General features: G+C 52.1%; 22 protein-coding genes. 9 read left to right on the plus strand and 13 right to left on the minus strand.

What is annotated here, in order from left to right:
* Nucleotides 1-198: 198 nt before the first annotated feature.
* Complete coding sequence (locus tag AC3CB2_RS12175; RefSeq protein WP_352931943.1) at nucleotides 199-1,317, minus strand: NAD(P)/FAD-dependent oxidoreductase; 1,119 nt, start codon at nucleotides 1,315-1,317, stop codon at nucleotides 199-201.
* A 68-nt stretch (nucleotides 1,318-1,385) separates the two neighbouring features.
* On the opposite strand from AC3CB2_RS12175, the gene mnmC2 reads away from it, so the two are divergent.
* Complete coding sequence (gene mnmC2 / locus AC3CB2_RS12180; RefSeq protein ID WP_352931941.1) at nucleotides 1,386-2,087, plus strand: tRNA (5-methylaminomethyl-2-thiouridine)(34)-methyltransferase MnmC2; 702 nt, start codon at nucleotides 1,386-1,388, stop codon at nucleotides 2,085-2,087.
* A 4-nt stretch (nucleotides 2,088-2,091) separates the two neighbouring features.
* Here mnmC2 and AC3CB2_RS12185 read toward each other — a convergent pair whose 3' ends face one another.
* Nucleotides 2,092-3,507 carry an L-serine ammonia-lyase gene (locus AC3CB2_RS12185; protein ID WP_014283068.1) on the minus strand — a complete coding sequence of 472 codons (1,416 nt, stop codon included), beginning with the start codon at nucleotides 3,505-3,507 and terminating at the stop codon, nucleotides 2,092-2,094.
* A gap of 444 nt (nucleotides 3,508-3,951) precedes the next feature.
* Between AC3CB2_RS12185 and AC3CB2_RS12190 the strand changes: the two genes are divergently transcribed.
* A complete protein-coding gene (locus AC3CB2_RS12190; RefSeq protein ID WP_352931939.1) occupies nucleotides 3,952-4,734 on the plus strand; it encodes a MipA/OmpV family protein in 783 nt (260 codons plus the stop codon).
* 312 nt (nucleotides 4,735-5,046) lie between these two features.
* Nucleotides 5,047-5,481 carry a L,D-transpeptidase gene (locus AC3CB2_RS12195; RefSeq protein ID WP_041767748.1) on the plus strand — a complete coding sequence of 145 codons (435 nt, stop codon included), beginning with the start codon at nucleotides 5,047-5,049 and terminating at the stop codon, nucleotides 5,479-5,481.
* 574 nt (nucleotides 5,482-6,055) lie between these two features.
* Here the strand turns inward: AC3CB2_RS12195 and AC3CB2_RS12200 are convergent.
* Nucleotides 6,056-7,096 (minus strand): patatin-like phospholipase family protein, encoded by a 1,041-nt coding sequence (locus AC3CB2_RS12200; protein WP_008550652.1) that lies wholly within the window; start codon nucleotides 7,094-7,096, stop codon nucleotides 6,056-6,058.
* A 52-nt stretch (nucleotides 7,097-7,148) separates the two neighbouring features.
* A complete protein-coding gene (locus tag AC3CB2_RS12205) occupies nucleotides 7,149-7,931 on the minus strand; it encodes a 3-hydroxybutyrate dehydrogenase (RefSeq protein ID WP_352931937.1) in 783 nt (260 codons plus the stop codon).
* A 371-nt stretch (nucleotides 7,932-8,302) separates the two neighbouring features.
* Here AC3CB2_RS12205 and ispG point away from each other — a divergent pair, with 371 nt between their 5' ends.
* The 3 genes from ispG to AC3CB2_RS12220 are packed head-to-tail and all read left to right on the plus strand — an operon-like array spanning nucleotide 8,303 to nucleotide 11,237.
* Entirely contained in the window at nucleotides 8,303-9,580 is a 1,278-nt protein-coding gene (ispG, locus tag AC3CB2_RS12210) for a flavodoxin-dependent (E)-4-hydroxy-3-methylbut-2-enyl-diphosphate synthase (protein ID WP_425328937.1), read from the plus strand.
* Nucleotides 9,581-10,498 carry a pyridoxal kinase gene (gene pdxY / locus AC3CB2_RS12215; RefSeq protein WP_352931933.1) on the plus strand — a complete coding sequence of 306 codons (918 nt, stop codon included), beginning with the start codon at nucleotides 9,581-9,583 and terminating at the stop codon, nucleotides 10,496-10,498. It begins immediately after the preceding gene.
* On the plus strand, nucleotides 10,491-11,237 hold the full coding sequence (locus AC3CB2_RS12220; RefSeq protein WP_352931930.1) for a DUF429 domain-containing protein: 747 nt from the start codon (nucleotides 10,491-10,493) through the stop codon (nucleotides 11,235-11,237). The genes pdxY and AC3CB2_RS12220 overlap by 8 nt, the downstream gene beginning before the upstream one ends.
* Here AC3CB2_RS12220 and AC3CB2_RS12225 read toward each other — a convergent pair.
* The 5 genes from AC3CB2_RS12225 to AC3CB2_RS12245 form a co-directional block, all read right to left on the minus strand.
* Nucleotides 11,234-12,058 (minus strand): FkbM family methyltransferase, encoded by an 825-nt coding sequence (locus AC3CB2_RS12225; RefSeq protein WP_352931928.1) that lies wholly within the window; start codon nucleotides 12,056-12,058, stop codon nucleotides 11,234-11,236. The two genes, AC3CB2_RS12220 and AC3CB2_RS12225, sit on opposite strands and share 4 nt — an antisense overlap.
* Nucleotides 12,059-12,165: 107 nt before the next feature.
* Nucleotides 12,166-12,648: a hypothetical protein gene (locus tag AC3CB2_RS12230; RefSeq protein WP_352931926.1), complete on the minus strand. Its 483-nt coding sequence runs from the start codon at nucleotides 12,646-12,648 to the stop codon at nucleotides 12,166-12,168.
* Between the two features lie 178 nt (nucleotides 12,649-12,826).
* Nucleotides 12,827-13,996, minus strand: coding sequence for a transcriptional regulator (locus tag AC3CB2_RS12235; protein WP_083416774.1), 1,170 nt, complete (start codon nucleotides 13,994-13,996; stop codon nucleotides 12,827-12,829).
* A gap of 242 nt (nucleotides 13,997-14,238) precedes the next feature.
* The gene (locus tag AC3CB2_RS12240; protein ID WP_008550517.1) at nucleotides 14,239-15,195 is read right to left on the minus strand and encodes an acetyl-CoA carboxylase carboxyltransferase subunit alpha; all 957 of its coding nucleotides are present in this window, start codon (nucleotides 15,193-15,195) and stop codon (nucleotides 14,239-14,241) included.
* A 177-nt stretch (nucleotides 15,196-15,372) separates the two neighbouring features.
* Nucleotides 15,373-16,236, minus strand: coding sequence for a DUF3108 domain-containing protein (locus tag AC3CB2_RS12245; protein WP_352931923.1), 864 nt, complete (start codon nucleotides 16,234-16,236; stop codon nucleotides 15,373-15,375).
* A 339-nt stretch (nucleotides 16,237-16,575) separates the two neighbouring features.
* Here AC3CB2_RS12245 and rpmB point away from each other — a divergent pair, with 339 nt between their 5' ends.
* Nucleotides 16,576-16,863, plus strand: coding sequence for a 50S ribosomal protein L28 (rpmB, locus tag AC3CB2_RS12250; RefSeq protein WP_008550259.1), 288 nt, complete (start codon nucleotides 16,576-16,578; stop codon nucleotides 16,861-16,863).
* A 69-nt stretch (nucleotides 16,864-16,932) separates the two neighbouring features.
* Nucleotides 16,933-17,535 (plus strand): VUT family protein, encoded by a 603-nt coding sequence (locus AC3CB2_RS12255; protein WP_008550233.1) that lies wholly within the window; start codon nucleotides 16,933-16,935, stop codon nucleotides 17,533-17,535.
* 82 nt (nucleotides 17,536-17,617) lie between these two features.
* On the opposite strand, the gene AC3CB2_RS12260 is transcribed toward AC3CB2_RS12255, so the two are convergent.
* From AC3CB2_RS12260 to AC3CB2_RS12275, 4 genes are all read right to left on the minus strand, one after another.
* The gene (locus tag AC3CB2_RS12260) at nucleotides 17,618-18,625 is read right to left on the minus strand and encodes an esterase-like activity of phytase family protein (RefSeq protein ID WP_352931920.1); all 1,008 of its coding nucleotides are present in this window, start codon (nucleotides 18,623-18,625) and stop codon (nucleotides 17,618-17,620) included.
* Between the two features lie 110 nt (nucleotides 18,626-18,735).
* Nucleotides 18,736-20,625: a cobaltochelatase subunit CobT gene (gene cobT, locus AC3CB2_RS12265; protein WP_352931918.1), complete on the minus strand. Its 1,890-nt coding sequence runs from the start codon at nucleotides 20,623-20,625 to the stop codon at nucleotides 18,736-18,738.
* Between the two features lie 10 nt (nucleotides 20,626-20,635).
* Entirely contained in the window at nucleotides 20,636-21,622 is a 987-nt protein-coding gene (gene cobS / locus AC3CB2_RS12270; protein WP_041767744.1) for a cobaltochelatase subunit CobS, read from the minus strand.
* Nucleotides 21,623-21,707: 85 nt separating this feature from the next.
* Nucleotides 21,708-22,328 carry a J domain-containing protein gene (locus AC3CB2_RS12275; RefSeq protein WP_008550542.1) on the minus strand — a complete coding sequence of 207 codons (621 nt, stop codon included), beginning with the start codon at nucleotides 22,326-22,328 and terminating at the stop codon, nucleotides 21,708-21,710.
* Nucleotides 22,329-22,477: 149 nt separating this feature from the next.
* Between AC3CB2_RS12275 and AC3CB2_RS12280 the strand changes: the two genes are divergently transcribed.
* Nucleotides 22,478-22,720, plus strand: coding sequence for a BolA family protein (locus tag AC3CB2_RS12280; RefSeq protein WP_483150658.1), 243 nt, complete (start codon nucleotides 22,478-22,480; stop codon nucleotides 22,718-22,720).
* The last annotated feature ends 95 nt before the right edge of the window (nucleotides 22,721-22,815 follow it).

Consider the following 22,815-nt stretch of genomic DNA (forward strand, 5'->3'; position numbering starts at 1 on the left):
TCCTTTAAGACAGAGCTCAGGAAACAGAGTTGTTCTTCATGTAACTTTGAACTGAGGCACCTGCAAGATCCAGTATGCCTCATTTTTCTATATTTAGAGCTAATTTCCGCAATGAGCCCATGAAAAAATGCCAATTGCCGATAGCGGTATGCCCCTGAAATGGAGGGGGAAACCGCTTACGGGCTATGGTGATTTGCTTTAGCCAAAGTGGAAGGTAGGCTTGAAGCTCTCTGGCAGGTGAATTGGTTTGCCCTGTTCCGGGAACATTTCCTGCATCAGGCAAGCTGCGATGCGGTGAGAGATGGCATAGGAAATTTTGAAGCCACCGGTTGCCACCCATGTTTTCTTAGTGTCTGGAATGAGGCCAACCAATGGATCACGTTTTTTGCATTTTGGACGGATGCCAGCCCAACGGGTAATGATTGGAGCGCCTTTGAGGGAAGGGCAGAAGCCTATTGCTTTGGTGAGCATGGTCTGGATGTCAGCTTCTACAGGCTCCTTGCTGGTCCACTCCTGCTCAGAGGTGGAGCCGATAGCGACAGTTCCATTGGCGTGGGAGACAACGTAGATACCATTATCGTAGATTACCGGCAGAGGTTTTTCAGCTTTGTATTCCAGAAGAAGGGATTGTCCCTTTACGCCCATGCCGATGGTTTTGCCTGCCATCTCGCTGAGCCGCCCAAATCCTTCATAGCCTGCCGAATGAACGACGCGATCTGCTTTCAGGGTCTCGCCGTTTCCGAGTGAGACAGTGCTAGTGGTCTCATTGAAGTTGAGGAACTCAGTGTGTTCCATGATATCGATGCGGGTTTCGAGGAAAGCTTTGAGGCCAGCTGAAACGAGGCGTGGATTGGCGCGTGCCGCCAGAGTATCCCAGATGATGCCAAGCGGTGCTGCTTCCGGTGTGAGCCAGTCGCTGAATGGTGTTTCTTTCACCACGTTGAAGGTGAAGCCGGTTTCATCGCTTCTCCAGCGCTGCTTGCTTTCTTCAACGCGGGAGAGGGCATGTTCGAGCTTGTGTTCTGTGTAGAGTGGGATCAATCGGCCTGCACGGCTGTAGCCGACGGTCATGCCTGTGGCTTCTTCAAGCTCTGCTACGATATCGGAGAGTTCGATCAGGGCGTCCAGCTGAAACTGCTTCTTGTCGTTCCATTGACTAGGAACGTGAGGCATCAAAGCGCCGACAAGACCGGCACTTGCACCCGAAGCAATTGTGTTCTTTTCCAGAAGAGCGACTTTCAAGCCTTTTCCGAGTGCGGCTTTAGCGACGCTGAGTCCGAAAATTCCCCCACCAACAACAACTATATCGTAGGTCATGTTTTTTTATTTCCCAGGTTGGGGTATAAGCCCAACCGATTTGTACGTTAGAGATTTGGCTTAGACATATGACAGAGCGCCCAAAATTGGAATGGGATGATGCGAATGTGCCGTATGCGTCGCAGTTTGGAGATACTTATTACTCCAAAGCCGGTGGATTAGGCGAAACGCGCTACGTATTTCTGCAGGGTAACAAGCTTCCAGAACGCTGGAAGGGGGCCCCGTCATTTACCATTGCTGAGTTGGGATTTGGAACCGGACTTAATTTTCTGGCCACTCTGGAGCTTTTGCTAAGCTTGCCTGAGGCGGAGCGGACGAAGCTGACTTATGTTTCGTTTGAGCTCTATCCGATGGATGCAGCAGAGATTGACAAAGCGCTCTCTCAATGGCCTGAGCTTAAAACTCTCAAAGACAAGCTTCTGGCAGCCTGGAACCCTCAGCCGGGTTGGAACCCGATTACCATCGATGGGGTGCGGTTGCTGTTGGGTGTTGGTGATGCGCGCGAGATGCTGCCATCGCTGTCATTCCCGGTGGATGCCTGGTTCCTCGATGGCTTCAATCCAGCACGGAACCCTGAGCTTTGGGGCAGAGATCTGATGTTGGCTGTTGGTGAGAAAACAGCTGTTGGCGGCACGTTCGGCACCTACACCGCTGCCGGATGGGTGCGCCGGAATTTGCAGACTGCGGGTTTTGATGTTGAGCGTATCAAAGGCTATGGCACAAAACGCCAGATGATGGTGGGGCAGAAACCTGCCGCCACCGTAGCCTGATTGATCAGCATTCTGGCAGGTTGACTGCCAGACCGCCTTTACTGGTTTCTTTATACTTGTCGTTCATTTCAACGCCGGTCTGGCGCATGGCTTCTACGCAGTTGTCGAGTGGCATGTAGTGAGAGCCGTCGCCGCGCAGTGCCAGCGAGGCCGCTGAAACTGCTTTGATGGCCCCAAGGCCATTGCGCTCAATGCATGGCACCTGAACGAGGCCACCAACCGGGTCACAGGTCATGCCAAGGTGATGTTCCAGCGCGATTTCAGCAGCATTTTCAATCTGCTCATTGGTGCCGCCAAGGGCTGCACAGAGACCTGCTGCTGCCATAGCCGCCGCTGAGCCGACTTCGCCCTGACAACCAACTTCTGCGCCGGAAATAGATGCGTTGTGTTTGATGATGCCGCCGACTGCTGCTGCGGTGAGCAGGAAGGTTTTGATACCTTCGTCGTTGCTACCCGGGCAGTGTTCGCGATAATATTTGACGGTTGCTGGGATTACGCCTGCTGCACCGTTTGTTGGTGCGGTGACGACTTTGCCACCTGCTGCGTTTTCTTCATTCACCGCCATAGCGTAAACGGAGAGCCAGTCGTTGGCGACGTGAGGCATGCTCATGTTGTTGCCGCGCTCATCTTCCAACTGCTGCTTGATGGCTGCTGCACGGCGTTTCACGGTCAGGCCACCCGGTAGCTCACCTTCCGTGTTGAGGCCGCGCTCCATGCAGCCGTCCATAACTTCCCAGATTTGCCAGAGCTTGCTGTCCAGCTCTTGTGGATCAAGCGAAGTGATCTCGTTGGCGCGTTTCATCTGAGCGATGGTCTTGCCGGATTTCTGACCCATCTCCAGCATTTCTTTTGCTGTCGCAAATGGATAAGGCATGCCTTTGATTTCATCGGGAGCATCATTGCCAGCCGCTTCCGCTGCTTTCATGCGGTCAAGCTCTTCTTCCGTCAGAACGAAACCACCGCCGATGGAGTAGAAGGTTTCCTGCAGGTGGAGGCGATCCTGCGCATCGTACGCTTCGATCACCATGCCGTTTGCGTGGCCGGGTAAGTTCTTTTCGAAGTCAAAGATCACGTCTTTGTCGGGATCGAAGTCCAGCTCAGGCAGGTCTGGCAGGTGGACTTTCTTTTCTTTGGCGATCTTCTTCTCAAGGGCTTCGGCTTCATCCGGATCCAATGTTTCCGGGGTGCAGCCTGCCAAACCCAGCACAACGGCTCTGTCGGTTGCGTGGCCTTTGCCGGTCCATGCCAGGGAACCGTGAAGCGTGCAGCGGAGGCGCTTTGGTGCGCCGGCACCGGGCCATATCCGTCGTCCGTCTCTCAGTTCATCCAGAAAACGTGCAGCGGCAGTCATCGGGCCCATGGTATGGGATGATGACGGACCAATGCCGATCTTGAAAATTTCAAAGACGCTGAGAAACATGTGTTTGGCACCTTTCAAATGGCTGGGGTTTTGTTTTTGTTTCGTGTTGGATAGAGAAACAGCCACTATCACTGAATTTTCTAGGAATAATCGGCAAAGGCTCTGAAACCAAGCGGATTATTTTTCCCGATATTTGAAATTGACGTTGCGTTTGTCCAGAAGCCTAGGAAAATATCTGCAAAGATCGTGTGCTCTTTGATTCAACTGGGCTTTTCATCAGGGTGTTTACTGAAGATATTGAAGAAAATACGCCAGCTTCACGTGGAATTGATGACCATGTTTTACTCACCCAATGTGAAAAGGGATGAAAAAACTGTCTCTGGTTCATTTTTGTGGTGCCTATGCGCAACAGTCTGTAGAAAACTCCTGAAACTACAGGTCTGCAAATCGGGTCAAAACGTATATCATAAGTGGTAATTGTTTCTTCCGATCAAGGCTGCACCTATGACCGCCTCATTTCGTATTCTTGCAGGCTTAGCGCTTGCTTCCGTTTCCAGTCACGCGCTGGCAGAAGATAATTTCACGCCGGGCGACCTGACTGACGAGCAAGCCAGCAAGAGATACGTAATGGATATCGGTGTTGCTGGATTTGTTAATCCAAAATATGACGGCGCCGATGAGTACATCATCTATCCGTTGCCGTTGATTGCTTTCTCGAGATTTTATCTGCCGGGATTTGGTCAGGTGAAGGAAGGAGAAACGCAGGGCGTCTTTATCTACCCGTCCTTTGGCTTTGTAGGCGAGCGTAACCCTTCAGATTCCAGCTCTTTGGATGGTACGAGCCGTGTGCCTTGGGCCGGTGAAATTGGTCTTGGTGGTGGTTTCCGTCATGATTGGTTCCGCGCCTTTATTGAGGTGCGCCATGGCTTCAACGGTCACCGCGGATTTGTTGGTCGTGCCGGTATTGATGTGATCACTGAGGTTACTGATCGACTGACGTTTGTGTTTGGTCCGCGTGTTGATGCTGCGGATGGTTCTTACATGAACACATACTTCAGTGTTCCAGCTGGTGGTCCTTCCGGCCCTTATACCGCTGAAGGTGGTTTCAAGAGCGTTGGCGGTGTTGTTCGTGCAAGTTATGCGCTTACCGACACAATTGGCCTGCACTTACAGGGTGGATATGATCGTTTGATTGGTGAGGCAGCGGATAGCCCTATCACTCAGAACGACAACATGTGGTCCGTTGGTTTTGGCGCCACCTATCGCTTTGCTTGGGACATGTTCTAGAGCGACTAACGCGTACAGATCGATTTATGAATGAAGCCCGGATCTGGTTCCGGGCTTTTCTTTTAGCTGCTCGTGGTGAGTTTTCATCTAGCCATCTAAAAATAAAACACCGCTTGAAGTGAAGCTGGGTGTATATTCATGAAAATAGAAGCATGTATGCAGTATTGATATTGAGAGTTGTATTACCTCATTATTGAAGTATCAGCTTTGTCTTCGTCGGTAATAATCCCCTTAGAATAACTTAATGAAAGACTCAGGTTAGAGCTCATGTTAGTTCACGATGAGTATTGCGTTGAGTGAGGGGGCTTCAGTATGCGTACAATAATTACTATTTCAGGACTGCTGTTTATTTGCTTACTTCTTATGGTTCCAGCGAAGGCTTCGTCTTCCAAAGTGCTGGCCAAAATTGATATCTCCGAACAGACCATGCGGATTTTTGTCGATGGGAAGGTGCGTCATTCGTGGCCTGTCTCAACTGCGCGGCGTGGGTACAGGACGCCTGTGGGAACCTTCAAGCCAACCCGGATGCACAAGCGTTATTTCTCTCGGAAATATAACGGCGCGCCGATGCCTTACTCAGTGTTCTTCTACAAAGGCTATGCCATTCATGGGACGGATGTGGTCAAGCGGTTGGGAGCGCCTGCGTCGCATGGCTGTGTTCGGTTGCACCCGAAAAATGCGAAGAGGCTGTTCAGTCTGATTCAGGCGAATGGGCCTTCAAACGCCAAGATTGTAATCGTGAAATAGTGAACACGCTTTACGTGCAACGCGGATCGTGGTGTGATATCCGTCGAATAAGGCCCTTTGCCCTTGCTAGAGCGAGGGTTCCTTACTAAATCAGGGGCTAAGAGATGTGCTTGAAGGCTTGTGAGCGGAAGAAGCAAGTCGGGTCGCAAACGCCTGCTTCTCCCGCCGTAGCGCTGAATACGCATAACTCAACAATCAGCGTGTCTTTCCTAACGCCAAAATCTTGCCAAAAGGTTGGCACGCTGATTTTTTTGAAAGAGTTTTTTAGGGATAAAACGATTTTTTTCGAATAGGCCTGTGTGTAGCGTGGATGCATTGGCCAAAGAAAAAGAGGGCTTTGAAAGAACGCTCAAAAACCCTCTCTATATTCTCTAAAGCTGATTACGCAATACCTTGATATCAGCTGCTTATTTAAGAGCAAAAGCTGTGCCAGTTTTGAGAGAAAAATTTGGCACAAGATCTGGGGTGACTGCGTCGTTTCCATCCAAAATGCAGGTTAATTTTACAGCTTGATTACCTTTGCCGCTTCGCAATTTGCAACGCGGTTTGGGAGTGTTAACCATTGCGTTTACGCTCAGTTAAACTCGTGATCGAGGTTGAGCGTGCTTTGTTTGCCGATATGGTCGTAGTTATCGTGAGCCCATTTTTTAGCTGCCTGCCTGCCGATGTCGTGGAGCAGTTCCACAAATTCCCATTGTGGATTTAATTTTGATGAGGCGCCAAACGGGGCTAAATCCTTTGTTGCTTCGATGCGATGCATGAACACGCGGGTGTATTTGTCCGTGTCCAGACGTCCTTCCTGAATCAGTCGGGTCACAAACTCGATCGCACGCAGCTCGCGTAATAAGGTGGAGTTGAATGTGATTTCATTCAGGCGCTCTGAGATTTCTTGGGCGGTGTGTGGCAGTTCGTTTCTTTCAACCGGATTGATCTGGATGAGCAGAACGTCCGTGTGTCCGCCTTGCTTAAACAGAGGGAAGAGCGGTGGGTTGCCCATGAAACCGCCGTCCCAGTACGCTTCGTCTCCAATTTCGACGGCCTGATACATGTGTGGCAAGGCAGAGGAGGCCATAACAGCGTCGAGTGTCAGCTCTTCATTGGCGAAGATTTTGATCTTACCTGTGCGCACATTGGTGGCGGCGACGTAGACATCGACCTCCTTACAGCTGCGTACACGCTCGAAGTTGATCTGCTGTTCGACGAGATCACGGAGCGGATTGTAGTTCATGGGATTGAGCTGGTATGGCGAGACAACGCGGGAGGCGAGATCCCAAGCGAGGTACATGGGAGAATTGTCCAAGCTCCAGTTTCCCATGAACACGTCCAGCGGGTTGCGCTGGAATGGGCTGGTTTCACCTGCTGCGCTGACTGATTTCCAGAAGCGGGTGAGGGCTTTGCGAGCACCTTCTTGACCGCCTTCCACGAGGCCATCTGCCATTACAACAGCATTCATGGCACCGGCGCTGGTGCCCGAAATGCCGATGATTTCCCAGTCTTCGTTTTCCAGGAGCCAATCCAGAACGCCCCAGGTGAAGGCGCCGTGGGCTCCTCCACCTTGTAAGGCCAGATTGATTTTCTTCCGTTCTTTCTTCGCAGTCTTCCGAGGCGTTGCCATATGGACCTCCGTGGGTCGCCAGATTAGAACAGCTGGGAAATCGTAGGTTTGGTTATTGAGCTGTCCAGCCACCATCGATTGGCAATAGAGTGCCAGTGATTGAAGCTGCCGTATCAGAGCACAAGAACACGGCAAGACCAGCAACCTGTTCTACGGTTACGAACTCTTTGGTTGGTTGAGCGGCTAGCAGGACTTCTTTTTTCACCTGCTCCTCAGTCATATTGCGTGCTTTCATAGTGTCCGGGATCTGCTTCTCGACGAGAGGAGTCCAGACATAGCCCGGGCAGATGGCATTCACTGTGATGTTGTTTTCTGCCACTTCCAGTGCAACTGTTTTGGTCAAGCCTGCGATGCCGTGTTTGGCTGAGACATAGGCTGCCTTGAATGGTGACGCGACGAGGGCATGTGCGGAGGCGGTGTTGATGATGCGGCCCCAGCCTGCTTCGCGCATGTAAGGCACTGCTGTACGGATGGTGTGGAATGCGGATGACAGGTTGATCGCGATGATGGCATCCCACTTTTCGACCGGGAAATGTTCAATCGCTTCAACGTGCTGAATACCTGCGTTGTTGACGAGAACATCGACAGAGCCAAGGGTTTTGTGGGCCTCGTGGATCATGGCGTGAATTTCGTCAGGTTTGGTCATATCCGCTGAAGAGTAAACGCATTTCACGCCGAAATCGGACTCGATACCTGCGCGCTCTTTCTCGATTGCGTCTGCATCCCCAAAGCCGTTGATCATGATGTTGGCGCCTTGCTCCGCCATTGCACGGGCATAGGCAAGGCCGATGCCGGAGGTGGAGCCAGTGATTACAGCGGTTTTCCCTGAGAGCATTTTGAGTCTCCTGACCAAATGTATTGAAAAATGAGTTGGTGTGAGCTTGCGCCACTTTTTAGTCTGGTTGCATTAGCAAAAAGCATAGTTATCTAGCGTGCAGTGCAAAAAGGTCAGAAGTGACCGCCAATCTGTCTTTTGTCCTTAATGTAAGGTTAGAGATGCGTGCGTTGCGTCAAAAGCTCTCTGGCATTTTGTGTTTCCCGATGATGCTGAGGACCTAGCATCATTCCGGGGAGAGGTTTACTGTGAAATCTTGGGGAGCATGATGGTGTCTGAAGATGACATCAAACTGAGTTGAGAGTGCGCTAAAAAGTTGACAGGGCGGGCTGCATGCTGCACTTGCTTGCCTAAAGATTTATCCCAGTGGAATGATCATGACTAACAAGAGCCAAACCTATATTTCTTCCCCGTTTCCGCGCCGTCGTTCTGTAGCTGTCGACGTTGGTGGGGTGATTGTTGGCGGTGAAGCGCCTGTTGTTGTTCAGTCCATGACCAATACCGATACTGCAGACGTGGACTCCACTGTCGCGCAGGTGTCCGCATTGGCGCGTGCTGGCTCTGAGCTGGTGCGTATTACGGTTGACCGTGATGAAGCTGCCGCTGCTGTGCCACGCATTAAAGAGCGTTTGCAGCGCATCGGCGTCAATGTTCCGCTGGTCGGAGACTTCCATTACATCGGGCACAAGCTGCTCGCAGATCATCCTGATTGTGCTGAAGCGCTCGACAAGTACCGGATCAATCCGGGGAACGTTGGTTTCAAAACCAAGAAAGATAAGCAGTTCGGCCAGATCATCGAAATGGCGATGAAGCACGATAAGCCTGTGCGCATTGGCGTGAACTGGGGCTCCCTTGATCAGGAGCTGCTGACACACCTGATGGACAAGAACCAGGAAGAGGGCTCTCCGCTTACTGCGCAGGAAGTGATGCGCGAAGCGATTTGCCAGTCTGGTTTGCTATCTGCTCAGCGCGCTGAAGAGCTTGGGCTTGGCCGCGACAAGATCATCTTGTCCGCGAAGGTGTCTCAGGTTCAGGACCTGATTGCTGTTTACACCGATCTTGCGCAGCGCTGTGATTATGCGCTTCACCTTGGCCTGACTGAAGCTGGCATGGGAACGAAGGGCATTGTGGCTTCTTCTGCCTCCATGGGTATTCTGCTACAGCAGGGCATTGGTGATACTATTCGTATTTCTCTGACGCCTGAGCCGGGTGGAGATCGTACTCGTGAGGTTCAGGTTTCTCAGGAATTGTTGCAGACTATGGGCTTCCGCAGCTTTGTGCCGATTGTTGCGGCATGCCCGGGCTGTGGTCGTACAACTTCCACCGTCTTCCAGGAGTTGGCGCAGGATATTCAGGAACATATTCGCGAGAGCATGCCGAAGTGGCGTGAGCAGTATCCGGGTGTTGAAGAGCTCAACGTTGCGGTTATGGGCTGTATCGTGAATGGTCCGGGTGAATCCAAGCACGCTGATATTGGTATTTCTCTGCCAGGTACGGGTGAAACACCTGCTGCACCTGTGTTTGTTGACGGTGTTAAAACTGTTACCCTGCGTGGGCCGAACATCGCTAATGAGTTTAAAGCGATGGTTCTGGATTATATTGAGAAACGCTATGGTACCAGCGTTTCTTCAGAACACGAGATTTCCTAGATGTCGCTTGAGCGGTTTGTCAAAAAAGTAGAGCACAAAATCAGAGACAATGCCCCGAAGGAAAAACCTTCGGTTCTGGTGATCTCTTCACAGGTCGTCAGTGGCTGTGTTGGCACGCGTAGCGCTGTGTTTGCACTGGAGCGCATGGGCTTCAATGTCTGGATGTTGCCTACGATTTTGCTGCCGTGGCATCCGGGACAAGGTGCAGGTGAGCGGATTTCTGCCAGCGAAGAAGCATTTACGCAGATTGCCCAGCAGATTTGTGCCAGTGACCGGCTCAGCTCCGTCAAAGGTGTCATCTCTGGTTACATGGCAAACGCCGCTCAGGTTACTGAGGTGGCGAAGATCGTGGAAGAAGTGAAGAGCCGTAATGATGATGCGGTTTATCTCTGCGATCCTGTGATCGGTGATAAGGGTGGGCTTTATGTTGCTGAGCCTATCGCTGAAGCTATTCGCGATCAGCTGTTGCCTTTGGCAGATGTTATTACGCCGAACCGCTATGAGCTTGCGTGGCTGAGTGGGTTTGGTACTGAGATGGAAAATGAAGCTGTTGCGGCGGCACGTACGCTGCAGGTGGAGCGGACGATTGTGACGTCTTCTCCTGCCATCCGGCGTAATTCCATTTCCAACTTGCTGGTTGGCCCGCGTGGAAGTCTAGCGATTGAGCATGCAGAAGTGCAGGGCGCTCCGCATGGCACTGGCGATTTGCTGGCCGCACTTTACTTGGCACGCAGTTTGAGTGGCCAGAGTGATGAAGAGGCGCTGAAGAAAGCGACTGCTTCAACATTTGAGCTGGTTGCTCGCTCTGTGAAAGTTGGTTCTGACGATTTGCTTTATTCTGAGCATCAGGATCCACTGATTCAGCCTATGGCGTTGGTGAATAGTCGCCGCGTGGTTGAGGCGCCTGAGCGTGCCTGAGACAGCTCAATCTGCACCGGTCTGTGTGGCTGGCGTTGATGGTTGCAAGGCCGGGTGGATCGTTGTTTTCCGATGGGTTGGTTCTGACAGACCTTCTGAAGTGAACATCTTTCCACATTTTGCTGAATTGTTGGCTTCAGAGTTTAAGCCTCAAAAGATAGCAGTCGATATGCCGATTGGACTGCCTGAGCAGGTTGGTGCCAATGGGCGAGGGCCGGAGAAGGCGGTTCGTCCACTTCTTGGGATGCGGCAATCGACGGTGTTTTCCATTCCGGCACGAGCCGCGATCTATTGTGAAGACTATCGTGAGGCATGTTCTGTTGCCTTGGCGCATTCCACACCGCCGAAGAAGGTCTCCAAACAGGCGTTCCATATCTTTCCTAAAATCCGTGAGATTGATCAGCTTATGACACCTGAGCTGGAAGAGCGCGTGTTTGAGGTTCATCCCGAGGTGGCCTTCTGGCGCTTAAACGGTCAGGAACCTATTTCGATCCCTAAGAAGGTCAAAGGGAGCAGCTATCCTGCGGGCTTAGATGCACGGCGGGACTTGCTTGTGCAGTTTGACTATACCGCCAGCTTTCTAGATCAGAAGCCTCCTAAGGGGGCAGCACGGGATGATCTGATGGATGCTGCTGTTAATGCAGTGATTGCAGAGCGGTTGTTGATTGGGCAAGCGGAGCCGTTCCCAGCTGATTTCGGGCGCGATGAACGTGGGCTGAGGATGGCTATCTGGGCTTAAGTGCCGTCAGGTTCCCGGCTTGCAAGGACATCAAGGCGCGGCTCCTTACCAACGCGTTTGAAGCTCTTGAAGCCTTGTTCCTCCAGTAAGTTTTTGAGCATGTTGGGATCAGCCCACCGAACATCTCTTTCATAGAAGATTGCCTGAACCTGCGGGAAGAAGTTCGTCTTGATGAGTTCCTTGATGACGGTTTCCTCGTGGCCCTCCGCGTTCAGCTTGACCACCACATCAACATCATCTGTCACCATCTCATTGAGTTGCTGCGCTGAAACGGTTTCAATCTCCTCTGTTTTGTCAGAGGAGTGAACTGTGCTTTGGCTGAGTGAGGCGCCGCCGCTATGGGTCTTGCTGAGGAAGATCTGTGCTTGTCCGGCATGGTCAGATACGGCTGCCTGCACTGCCTTAATGCGAGAGGTGGCAAGGTTGAGTTCGATGTTCTGTTCCAGCAGCTGAAATGTGCTGGCAACAGGTTCAAAGGCTATGACTTGCTGGCATTTAGTGTTTTGAGCGGCAAGCAGGCTGAAAAGACCTTGATTGGCACCTATGTCCAGCATGATGAAAGGTTTTTCGTAGTCCACCATATAGCTGGAGAGAAATGTGCCGTAGCCGCCTTCACAGCACATGCGGAAGGTTGCGTCGAAGACGTTGGGGGTGAGTTCAACGCCATATCTGGTCAGGATGCCGGAGGAGAGGCCAAGCCGGACACCCCACGACATTGGGATGTACTTGATGTAATAGCCCAGAAGGCCGCGCAGGTGGCGGCGTTCGTTGATGTACTCTTTGCTGTGGTACTTGCCAAAGAAGGTTTTTGAGCCTGGCATCTGCCTAACCTGACTTGTTGATCTTCATTGAGATCAGCGTACATGAGCCAGGCTAGGTTTCGATTAACGCAGCGTCAAATGACTAAACAATTGAGTTGTTGGGACACTCAGGTTAGGGGTGCTTTTGAAGCTCGTAAAGACGAAGCGAATGAAAGGCGTGCAAGTTGAGCAAAGAATAATACGCTCATTCCTGATGAGAGAAAGTGTATTTGCTTTGCAAGCTCTTGCAAAGAAGCAGAGCCTGTTTCAGAGTAATAGATAATTGTAATTATGGATAAAGCTGCAGCGGCTATGCTTATGGCCATTGGATATATTCGAGACTGTTTAGTGACCAATACGTATAAGGCGAGTATGCAAATCACGATATTGAAAATTACTTTCCAAGTATTGAACTCCCATGGGATTTCAAGAAGTTTTGTATCTAAAAGCATAACTAAAAAGAACACACTTATGGCTCTCCAATTACGCTCGTAGATGCATTGACCAACAGTAAAAATAGTACCGATAATGGTGATCACTGCGGTTCCTAACATCACATACCAGAGAAGGTGGATTTCTGTAATGTTAGGTGGCAGGCTGGTTATGCTCATGCTTTAGGCACCTCGGAAATTTATAAGAAAAATCAACCTAGGTAAGCATTATGCATATATAAATACAATCTTTGATTGCGAAATTAGATGTGCTTCTGAATTGAAATATCAAAGTTGAACAACTTTGATATGACGGTCCTAAAGTTTATTGCAGGACCGCGGGATACCAAATGCAGCGTCACAATTGCGGTTTGATGCGTGGGGCAGGGGCTGCTGGGAACGGATCCTTGACCTCTGCAACAACCTTGTTCTCTTCGCCGATACGGCTGTTTGAGAACAGGGATGTGAAGTAGTTGAAGGCACGCTCTGTTTCAGATGCTTTCTTTGGAGCCGGGGATGGCTCTTCAGCTGCAAGCGCCAGAACTTTTGCGGCTTCTACATTCACAGGCGTTGCATTTGGTGCTTCTGCCTTTGCTACATCGGTTGTGGAAGTACCACCAAAGAATGCTGCGATCTTCTCTTTGCGGCGTTTGCTGTTTTCCATTGCGATCTGGATTTCAGCGGTCTCACGCGCGTCTCTTGCCTGCTTTTCAGCAACTGCGACTGCGATGTGCTCAGGTACTGTGTAAGCTGGGCAGGCTGCGCGAGAGTTGAACTTGGTGCCACGACGGTCTGCCTTCGCGTTAAAGACATATTTCTTATCGCAGACCTCAATGGCTGGTGGGCGTTTGGTGACCTCAAAGTGGTCGTAGCCACGCTTCAGCATGCGCCAGAACTCGTAGTGCTCGGAACTTGCGTTCTTTGCCATGTTTTCTGGTGTCATGCGGAACGGGAAGGCCTGCACCTGAAACTTTCTCTGACCGCCTAGGAAACTGTCGCGGCCAAGAGCATAGATGTCGGCGATTTGTTCATCGGTCATGGCGTAACAGCCGCGAGAAGAGCAGGCACCATGGACCATCAGGTTTGAACCGGTGCGATCGTGTGCGCGGTCAAACTTGTTTGGGAAGCCAAGGTTGAATGACAGATAGTAAGAAGAGAACGGGTTCATCAGGCCCGGAGTGACTTCATAGAAGCCTTCAGGAGCCTGTCGGTCACCTTCTTTGAATTTCGGGCCGAGTTTGCCTGACCATTTGCAGATATCGAATGTTTCAAGCAGTGCATACTCGCCAGATTTGGTCTGCTTCCAGACTTCCAGCTCGGACTCTTGCTTGAACAGTCGGACCATGATTGGAGACTTGAGCTCCATGTCCTTGGACTTCATGCGGTTGGAAAGGCTTTTGCTGACAGGCTGCTGGTGCTTTTCAGCGCCAAACTCTGTTCCCTGACAAGCGGCTAGCGTTAGTGCCAGCGCAAGCGCAGCGGCGCGCTTTACGTTCTTGCCAGACTCTCCCTGAAACACTTTAATCATGTGCTTGACCCACCATGCTGGGGCTAGTTTGCCCGAACCCCAATCTCGACTCTACACTTAGACTATCTGGGTTAAGGTTGATCGAATCTTACCACAGATCATTCTCTCTGAGATTGAGGGGTATTCCCCAAGATGCACTTTCCCCCGAGTTTGATTGGATCAAACAAAAAAGGCATCAGACGTATATCTGATGCCTTTTATAAAAAATTTAGTGGATACCCACAATAAATCGTAGGTTCGAATCAGCCGAGTTCACGACCTATGCGTAAGAACTTCTCCCGACGCTGCTTCTTGAGGTCGTCTGCGGACTGACCTGCCATCTTGCTCAGAGCGTTCTCAATGCTGGATCCTGCGCGATCGATAACGATCTCTTTTGCGCGGTGTGCACCACCGATTGGTTCCTTGATGATCTCGTCGATGATGCGGAAGCCGGAGAGGTCTTCTGCGGTGATCTTCATGTTGGTGGCTGCGTCCTGTGCCCGGGTGCTGTCGCGCCACAGAATGGATGCGCCTGCTTCCGGAGAAATCACAGAGTAGATGGAGTGTTCCAGCATTGCCACGTGGTTGGTGGTGGCGATTGCGATCGCGCCGCCGGAGCCGCCTTCACCGATGACGATGGAGATGTTTGGAACGCCAAGGCCGAGACACATATCGGTAGAGCGAGCAATTGCTTCTGCCTGGCCGCGCTCTTCAGCGCCGATGCCTGGGTATGCGCCTGCGGTGTCTACGAAGGAGACAACAGGGATGTTGAAGCGATCAGCCAGTTCCATGATACGGACGGCTTTGCGGTAACCTTCCGGACGAGCCATGCCGAAGTTGTGCTTCAGGCGGCTTTCGGTGTCGTTACCTTTTTCCTGACCAAGAATTGCAACGGACTGACCGCGGAAGCGACCAAAGCCTGCAATAATTGCGCAATCCTCGGAGAATTTGCGGTCACCAGCAAGAGGTGTGAAGTCTGTGATCAGAGCGTTGATGTAGTCCAGTGAATGTGGACGGTCTGGGTGGCGGGCCACCAGAGTTTTCTGCCAAGGCGTCAAGCGAGAGTAGATGTCGCTGAGTGCCTGATCTGCTTTTTCCTGGAGACGGGCAATCTCGTCTTCCACATCAACCGCTTCCCCACCTTCAGCCAGGATCTTCAATTCCTGTACTTTGCCTTCAAGGTCAGCAACTGGTTTTTCGAATTCGAGGTAACTGCGCATATTGGATATTCACTCGTAACAATCAGCGGGCTTGACCCGCCGACTAAAAGGCGTTGGACCGCGCTATAATTTTGGCGCGACACTGGCGACAGCTGGGTCATCTGTCAAGGCTTTGCAGCACAAATGTGGGTGTTTGAACCCCTTCAAACAAGAAGATCTTGGATTAAAGTGCAAATCCTAGCGGGAAGCTGTTTTTTTGCGGAGTCCTGACGTTTGCGGCATGTTGAGCTTTGAAGCCTCCAGAACGAGTGTGCCCGTCGCAGTTGGAATAGAGACCTTATAAGGAATGAGAACGCGGGTGTTTCCGATCGGTGCCAGCCATGTCTCAATATTGGCATTGTTGGCCAGATACTGAACAGACTTTCTTTCCGGGCGGTGCCCAGCAATCGGCTCCCAGCGTGCAGAGCAGACAACGACAGGGCCGTTGTATCCATTGCCAGAGACTTCACGCACTTCCTTGAACTTCATATTGATGTTGAAGCGTGCCCAGCCATCATAGATTGGCAGTTTGCGATTACATACTGATGGATCAAGCACTTTAGAGCGAGACGGCGCGCGAACGATTGCTGCGCTCAACGGGTCCATCGCATTGAGTTTGTGCTGGCCGGTAACCTTAACGCGGGTCTTGGAAGGTTTGTATTTCGGAGTGACCTGAGTTGTACGGACGTGTCCGGAACCCTGGCCGAGGTTTACATAGAAGTCTCGGTTAGATGCGCGGGAGGCCATGGTGTAGGTGCTTGGCAGAATTTTACCGCCCTTCATCCAGCCTGTGGCCTGCGCTCCACCTTTGCCTGTGGAGAAGAGAGTTCCGATGCCAGCTGGTTCCATGCCGACTTTTGCGGAGTAGGCGTTGTCTCGGAGGATGAGTGAGAAAGAGCCTTTTCCCACAGTGAAACCTGCATAAGAAATATTGTAGACACCGCCGAGGCGTTCTGTTTTCCCCAAAGCAGCTGTGGATAGTGTGCCAAATGAAAGTGCTGCGACGGCTATTACGCTCGATTTGCCTGCAAAACCGCAAATCTTAGAAACTGATACTCGCACGATACTGTACCTCCGCAGCCGCAGACATTGGCGCCTGACAGCCTGAGAACTCAGGAAACTGAACAAAAAATTCAAAGTCATTGAAATATGAAACTACCTAAACATGGTAACACGGTGGTTAAGAGATGTGAGTTTGTTCGAGTTTTGATTGAAATATGGGCTTCGAACAGGCAAATAGGCAGCAAAGCCTTGACGAATTCTGCTGTACTAATTATAGCAAGCCAACTTTTCCGTACAGGGCCGGAGGTGGTTCCGCGTGACTATGTCGTCCGCGACCTGCCGGTTTTAACAGAATGCGCCCAAAAATGAGGGCGCCTACAAATTAAAAGGGTGACCCTCATGGCACGCCGCTGCGAACTTACCGGTAAAGACGTGATGACCGGCAACAACGTGTCTCACGCAAACAACAAGAGCCGTCGTCGGTTCTTGCCAAACCTCTGCAACGTTTCTCTGATGAGCGATACTCTCGGCGAAACTTACAAGCTGCGCATCTCTGCACACGCTCTTCGTTCTGTTGAGCACCGTGGTGGTCTGGACGCATTCTTGATGAAAGCTGCAGAAGCTGAGCTTTCTCCAAAAGCACGTCTGCTGCGCACTGAAATCAAGCGTCGTCAGGCAGCTGCTTAATCACATCATTCTTGAAAGGGATTGAGCGTGACTAAGTCGAATACTGCTCGACCACTGGCTCTTGCCATCATGGCAATGACCGCAGTGGTCGTCGCTTCGAACTACCTCGTTCAATTTCCTGTTCAGGGAATGCTCGGGGCTGTTAATCTGGCAGACCTGCTTACATGGGGTGCTTTCACCTATCCGGTGGCATTCCTTGTAACTGATTTGATTAACCGACAGTTTGGTCCTGCTGCTGCGCGCAAAGTCGTGTATGCGGGCTTCGCTGTTGCTGTTGCTCTTTCTATCGTTCTGGCAACACCACGCATTGCAATTGCCTCAGGAAGTGCATTCCTGATTGCTCAGTTGCTTGACGTGACTGTGTTCCATCGTCTTCGTGATGGTCGCTGGTGGAAGGCTCCTGTAGTCTCCTCCACACTCGGCACCATGCTCGATACCGCGCTGTTCTTTAGCCTTGCTTTTGCTACACAGTTTGCGTTTCTGGGTTATCACGATGCGTTTGCGGTAGAGGTCGCGCCATTGTTTGGTGTGTTCGCTCTGGAAGTTCCTCGTTGGGTTTCCTGGGCAGTTGGCGACTTCAGCGTGAAGATCCTCGTCGCGATGAGCATGCTTGTTCCTTACCGCATCGCTTTGGGAGTAATCGGCGCGGTACCTGCTCCGCAGCGCGGATAAGCTGATCGTTTCAAGAGAATTTAAGAAGGCATCGGATTGGTTCCGGTGCCTTTTTTGCTTTTGGAGTGCTGTTAAAGCCAGCTTATCTTGGTTTGGACTTGGGCTTAGGAGCGATCTTTGCTTCTTTAGGCGCGCGTTCAAATGGTTCTCTGAAAGGATCATTGTCTGTCAGAACAAAGCGCAGCAGGACTGTGCGTTGCAGGAATGATCTGTTGTCATCTGACATGAGCGAGAGAACGGTTTCTCCAAAGGCGTTCTTGTGAACGCTCAGAGCCTCCATGTTGTCAATCTGATAGCTGAAATCAGCGGTCAGGAGCGTCTTTCCTGTATGGAGGTGGTTCGGCCTCAGATTGGAGCCATCCAGCTGCCTGATGCGCATCCCAAGGCCTTCTGAGAGGTTGAATAGGCGCTCAAGGATCAACAGGTCGCCGTTGGGCAGGAATGCTGCGTCTGTGACATCGTAGTTGCCCTGCTTCTTAATCCAGAACTTGCCTTCCTTGGGGCCGCCGATGATCCATGCAGGTCTATGGTGATCCAGCGACTTTCCACGTTCAGCGATGGTGATGATCGATCCTGATAAGGGAGAGTTTGGCGGGCCAACTGCGACGGACTCAAGGCTTTTGTTTCTGGCAAGGTCTCTGATCTCTTTCGGAATTAGCAGATGTTTTGCGCGCTCTTCGCCTGTTTTCAGGTTTAGAGGATACGTCATGATGCCGCCCTTGCCTTCGTGACTAACGAAGATGCGAGGCGTGCTGGCAGAGCCACCAATGCTGAGGCCTTCTGTATCGGCTCTGGAGGTCTTTTTGAGTTTTCTGCCCTTGCTGTCCAGCAAGGTAGCTGTTTCAGCGTTGAGGAGCTTTTGAGGCTTTCCGCGGGATGATTGTGAGAGCTGGCCACGCAGCCAGTGCCCGCGATCAGACACGGCGATGATGTCCGTACCATTCTTGAGCGTCAGCAAACCGGAATAACCACCGAAGCGTCCATTGGAGCTGCTCAGCTCAAGTCCACCCAGAAATAGGAGAGGGCCATATTGCTCTGATTGGCCACCAGAGAACTTGAAGCGTTTGATCTCTTTCGAGCGGATTTTCATTGGCTGAAAACCGCTTTGCTGAGCTTCGCTCTCGCTAAAAGGCAAAGAAGCAGCGACTGCAGTTGTTGCTGCGGCCGCTGCTCCTGTCAAAAATATACGTCGAGATAGCTTCATCGGCGTCCGCGACGTCTGCCGTGATCTTGGCTGCTGTGCTCATCGAACAGGTCAGCAAGCTGATCTGTCATTGCGCCTGCCAGCTCTTCAGCGTCCACGATTGTGACTGCACGTTTGTAATAGCGGGTCACGTCGTGGCCAATGCCGATTGCGATCAGTTCGACTGGAGATCTGTTTTCAATCTCGGCGATCACATTGCGCAGGTGCTTTTCCAGATAGTTGCCTGGGTTCACAGAGAGTGTGCAGTCATCTACCGGTGCGCCGTCTGAGATCATCATCAGGATACGGCGACGTTCCGGACGTGCAAGCAAACGCTTGTGTGCCCAATCCAGAGCTTCACCGTCGATGTTTTCCTTCAGAAGGCCCTCGCGCATCATCAGGCCCAGATTGCGCTTGGCGCGGCGCCAAGGAGCATCTGCGGACTTGTAGATGATGTGGCGCAGGTCGTTCAAGCGGCCCGGGTTGGATGGTTTGCCATCCTTGAGCCAAGCCTCGCGAGACTGACCTCCTTTCCACGCCTTCGTGGTGAAGCCGAGGATCTCCACCTTCACACCGCAACGTTCCAGCGTACGTGCCAGAATATCTGCGCATGTGGCTGCAACGGTGATCGGGCGACCACGCATGGAGCCGGAGTTGTCGAGCACCAATGTTACGACTGTATCGCGGAACTCGGTATCGTTTTCCCATTTGAACGCAAGTGGTTGCAATGGGTCGATTACGACGCGGTGGAGGCGTGCACTGTCGATGATGCCTTCTTCCAGATCGAAGTCCCAGGACCGGCTCTGTTGCGCCATAAGCTTACGCTGCAGGCGGTTGGCCAGACGGGAGACAGCGCCGGATAAGGACGCTAGCTGCTTATCAAGGAAGCTGCGGAGACGATCTAGCTCTTCCTGATCACAAAGATCTTCGGCAGCGATGATCTCATCGAAGGCTTGTGTGAAGACGCGGTACTCGTCAGCAGAAGGCTGGTTAGAGAACGGATGATCCCGGCGTTCCTGTTCGCCTGGCTCTTCAGCCTGATCGGACATATCCTCTTCGGAAATGTCCTGCATCTCGCTGTCAACGCCTTCGGTTTCGCCACCTTCCTGCTCTTCGCCAGACAGCTCCATCTCTTCAGGAGCGCCTTCCTGATCACCCTGATCTTCCTGCATGTCACCGGATGTATCGGAGCGATCTTCCTGATCCTGCTGGCTTTCGTCGTTGTTCTCGTCATCGTCCTCTGGCTCTTCGCCCAGCTCATCGGCCATGTCGAGAGAGGTGAGGAGATCGCGCATCTGCTTGGCAAATGCGATCTGGTCATCCATGCGAGTAACGAGTTTGTTCAGCTCGTGATCAGCTTTTTCCTCAACGAACGGACGCCAGAGGTCCACCATGCGCTGAGCGCTTTTCGGAACTTCGCGTCCTGTCAGGCGTTCGCGCACCAGCAGAGCGATCGCATCCTGCATAGGCGCTTCGTCTTTGGCGGTGATTTCAGCGAAGTTGCCTTTGAAATAGCGGTCTTCGAGCATGGCGTCGATGTTGTCGCCAGCGCCCGGCATGCGGACAGCGCCAAGGGCTTCAACGCGTGCCTGTTCGACTGCGTTAAAAATGGCGCGCGCATTTTCGCCCTGAGGGACGTGCTTGGAGTGAACTGCCGGATCGTGACAGGCAAGGCGCAGTGCCATGGAGTCGCCGAGACCACGGGTGATCGCGACTTCTTCCTTTGTCATCGTACGGGATGGTTCCGGCAGGCGTACGCGCCCGCTGGTCATGCCCGGTTTATCCGGTGAGAAAACAACCTCCAGCTCAGGTTCGCCTGCGATGGCTCTGACTGTAGAGCCCATCGCTTGCTTGAATGGCTGGCTGGCAGGTTTGTTCTTACTAGAGGAGTTGCTGGTACCTGCCATATAACTCCCCTTAGCTCATGACGATGTTTGCCGCTGATTCAGGAAGGTCTTCCCCGAAACAACGCTGGTAGAACTCAGAAACCAGCGCTTGCTCGGTATCGTCACACTTGTTCAGGAAGGTCAGGCGGAAGGCAAAGCCGATATCGCCAAAGATTTCAGCGTTTTCTGACCATGTGATCACTGTACGCGGGCTCATCACGGTAGATAGTTCACCGTTGATGAAGGCGCTGCGAGTCATGTCTGCCACGCGGACCATCTTGGAAACGATGGAACGGCCTTCTGCGCCGCTGTAGTGCGGAGACTTCGCCAGAACGATCTCTACCTCGTTGTCGTGAGGCAGGTAGTTCAGGGTGGTCACGATAGACCAGCGGTCCATCTGGCCCTGGTTGATTTGCTGTGTGCCGTGGTAGAGGCCGGATGTATCGCCAAGGCCGACAGTGTTTGCTGTCGCGAACAGGCGGAATGCCGGGTGAGGGTGGATCACGCGGTTCTGGTCGAGGAGGGTCAGACGACCGGAAACCTCAAGAACACGCTGGATCACGAACATCACGTCCGGGCGGCCTGCATCGTATTCGTCGAAGACGAGGGCAACGTTGTTCTGCAGCGCCCATGGTAGGATGCCGTCTTTGAACTCGGTTACGGTGTGGCCGTCTTTTACGACGATGGCGTCTTTACCAACCAGGTCGATACGAGAGACGTGGCTATCGAGGTTTACGCGCACACAAGGCCAGTTAAGGCGGGCAGCGACCTGCTCGATGTGGGTTGATTTACCAGTACCGTGGTAGCCGGAGACCATCACGCGACGGTTTCTTGCGAAACCTGCCAGAATTGCGAGAGTTGTCGCTTTATCAAAGAGGTAGTCCGGATCAACTTCAGGAACGTGCTCATTCGGTTCAGCGAATGCTTTCACTTCCATGTCACTGTCGATGCCAAAGACTTCACGTACAGAAATAGTTTCGGTCGGCAGGGTTTGAGCGGTCTGCATCGTATCTATCATTTTTCCTCCGCGGCCCCACGTCGAAATCGGGGTAATGAAAATCTAGAAAATCATAAGAGATCTGGGAACTAGTCGAACGGATGACCTAGCAGTAACCGGATTTCTTGAGCACGTTGTAGGCCTGAATAATCTCGCGTAGGCGGTCTTCCGAGGAGCGGTCTCCGCCGTTGGCATCAGGGTGATGAATCTTTACCAGCTCTTTATAGCGGGTTTTTATCTCGGCGCCACGGGCAGTTACCCTAAGGTTCAAAGTTTCAAATGACCTTTTCTCAAGTGCCAGCACCTTACGTTGCGGCTCTTGTGGTTGGCGGCGGCCTCCGGCGGCTCCGGCAAAGAAGTCGTGCGGGTCGTTGACGTTGTCTCCACCAATGCTGGAACGGCTGCCATCGCGGGCGTTGGCGGCGTCTGCTTTGGAGTTAACACCCATTTTCCAGGTTGGACGGTGTCCGGTCATGCCTTCGCGCTGATATTGGCGAACGCTGTCGTCATCCATTCCAGAAAAGTAATTATATGATTTGTTGTAGGCCTTTACGTGGTCTACGCAGAAGTGAAAGTATTGGCCTTCCCGGTCGCGCCCCTTGGGTGCTTTGTGGGTGCCAGGCTTGTCACAGCCGTCCCATTCGCACTTAGGCCCGTCGGTGTTCTGAGTGCGGTCTTTATTTGACTTAACGCGAATGCTGTCGAAAATGGAGGAAGTTTGCTTCATTTTTCGGTTTTCAGTTGCCTTGCGATTGGAACAGCACCTGCCTTAAAGCAGGTAGCCGGTATAAATAGAAAAAAGTGACCCTGTTAGGCAAGGCCTTGACGACGGTTTCCTTCGTGAGAGATACAGAAAACATGAGCACAAGAGACATCATGATCACTAAACTGGAAGCCGCGTTCAAGCCGCAGCTTCTTGAAGTCACCGACGAATCCGAGAGCCACCGTGGCCATGGCGGCTGGCGCGAAGGGGGACAAACCCACTTCCGGATCAAGATCATATCCACAGCCTTTGAGGGTATGTCCCGCGTCGCTATGCATCGTGCAGTAAACGAATGCGTGGCTGAGGAGATCGCCGGAGGCATTCATGCGCTCGCCATTGAGGCCAAATCTCACTAAGTCATATTTGGTATATTGGCGGCACTAAATCAATGCGGCAAATGGCTAGTACGTTGTAGACATTAGCCTTTCACGCGTTTGCGTTGTTATGTGCG

This window comes from Pseudovibrio sp. SCP20, assembly GCF_057774105.1.